The organism is Cellulomonas sp. P4_H12 (genome assembly GCF_056400905.1).
Window position 1 is genome coordinate 1 of the sequence record NZ_JBFUKJ010000085.1, and the last position, 682, is coordinate 682.

At 65.4% G+C, this 682-nt stretch carries 1 protein-coding gene; it reads left to right on the top strand.

From position 1 onward, the window contains the following. A partial coding sequence (locus AC1DQC_RS19880; RefSeq protein ID WP_477052954.1) for a hypothetical protein occupies positions 1 to 565 on the top strand: 565 nt, incomplete at its 5' end. Between the last annotated feature and the right edge of the window lie 117 nt (positions 566 to 682).

Consider the following 682-nt stretch of genomic DNA (forward strand, 5'->3'; position numbering starts at 1 on the left):
GGGCGGGAACATGCAGCCCTCCGAGGTGCCGGCCGGCGTCCTCTACTACATGGGCATCTTCCAGTTCGACGACGAGGTGGTGCACTTCGCACAGCGCGAGACCCACACCGGGGAGCGCTGGCAGTTCGAGGGCGAGGTGCTCTTCCCGATCGACTCCGGCAAGGAGCCGCTGCCGATCATCGACGTCGAGCACGACCTGGACTTCCGCGACGACCTCCGCGTCGTCAAGTCCGGCACGTTCACCGTGCACCGCGCGGACCGCACGACCGACGTCATCGAGGTCAAGCCCGTGTGCGACTTCTGGCCGGGCCTCGCCGGGTACGACGAGTACAACGGCTACGCGTCGGGCATGTACCGCGGCAAGGACTTCAGCGACAGCTTCGACGTCGACATCACCGACGTCAACGAGATCCGCAAGGTGAGCATGCTCAGCGAGACGCTCGTCGAGGTCCGGATGGGCGACAAGGTCGGACACGGACTGGTCGAGATGGTGTTCATGGGCGTGAACCCGCGCTACGGCTACACCGACTGGAGCGCCAACCGATCCGGTGGGAACAATGGCTGAGCGGGTCGCGCCGGAGAACCTGGCGGCCGCCCTCGAACCAATTGTCCAGCAGCGTATTCCGGGTGCACAGAACGCGAAGATCATCGACTGGAAGCGCACCGAACGCGGGTTCTCCAC